Raw genomic sequence first — 1,360 nt, forward strand, 5'->3', positions numbered from 1 at the left:
AATATATATAGTATATAATTGTATTAATGTTATTCTATATAGGATAAGATGAATTTGATATAGAATTTAATATGCTTTAAGAGTTAGAGGGTTAAAGATAGGAAATGAGATTTTTAAATTATTAATGAGATAAAATAAATAGTAAGATAAATTTTATAGGTATAAGGGGGATATATATGGGGTGCTTAATTTGTAAAAGAATAAGTATGATTAAAGAAGGAGAAAATCCATATTTTGTTACGGAGCTTGAAACAGGTTATGTTGTTATTGGGGATCATCAACATTTTATGGGATATACATTATTTTTATGTAAAGAACATGTTACAGAGTTACATTATTTATCCTATGAATTTAAAATGAAATATCTTGAAGAGATGAGTATAGTATCAGAAGCAGTTTATAATGTTTTTAAACCTGAAAAGATGAATTATGAGTTACTTGGAAACGGTGATACTCATGTTCATTGGCACCTATTTCCAAGGGCTACAGGAGATACTCCAGAAAAGGGGCCAGTATGGTGGTTACCAAAAGAGGATATGTGGAATGATGAAAAGCGACTGAAGGATGATGAACTTAAAATAATGATAGATAAATTGAAAATCGAAATTAATAGATTATTAAATAGGAATGTATAATGTTAAGTCATACTAAAAGTAATAGTTGCGAGTTTATGAGATTTGGAGTTATAGGATTATCAGAAATAAAAAAGATGGAGTGAAGATATATGAAATGTCCAGAGTGTAAAAATAAATTTGAAAAAGATAGTAGTTTTAACATGTTTGATTTTATAATAGGATTAACTTTAAATATAAGTACTATAATAATATTTATTACTTTATCAAACATTAATATATATTTAACTGTTTGCTTAGGGATGATTTTGGGATTAGGTGCTGATTATATTTATTTATTTTTAATTCAAAATCTTAGAAATTATAAAAAGGTATAGTAATTTATTCATTATTAGATGAAAATAATTAGATAGTTAAATATTTCAAAATGCTAAAAGGATGTTTTACAAATAGATAAAAGGTCTATTTATAGACAGTTATTTTTATAGGATTATTTAGGAAATATAGATTTATAGATATAGTGCGTAATATGAAATTATTGCGAACTAACTAAGAAAAAATGTTCTTTGAAAAGGTATTTACTAAAATATGTTATAATTAACTCGTAATTGTATTATATGGCGAATAACAGATTATTTATATTTTATACTAAATTAAAAAAATGTACGAGGTGATTATGGTGGAAAATTCTTGTAAACACAAACCTAAAAATCTATTTGCACGACATTTTGTTTGTAAACATTGTGGAAAGAGGATTGTCAGTAAGAACAAAACACCGATTGCTATAG

General features: G+C 25.1%; 2 protein-coding genes. Both read left to right on the plus strand.

Annotation, left to right across the window (positions count from 1 at the left end; translation table 11 throughout):
* Window positions 1–176: 176 nt before the first annotated feature.
* Window positions 177–635 (plus strand): HIT family protein, encoded by a 459-nt coding sequence (locus E6248_RS16085; RefSeq protein WP_316341775.1) that lies wholly within the window; start codon window positions 177–179, stop codon window positions 633–635.
* Window positions 636–724: 89 nt separating this feature from the next.
* Entirely contained in the window at window positions 725–949 is a 225-nt protein-coding gene (locus E6248_RS16090) for a hypothetical protein (RefSeq protein WP_316341776.1), read from the plus strand.
* Window positions 950–1,360 lie beyond the last annotated feature (411 nt).

Origin of the sequence: Clostridium sp. (genome assembly GCF_032552055.1) — a bacterium.
In the GTDB taxonomy this organism is placed as follows: domain Bacteria; phylum Bacillota; class Clostridia; order Clostridiales; family Clostridiaceae; genus Clostridium.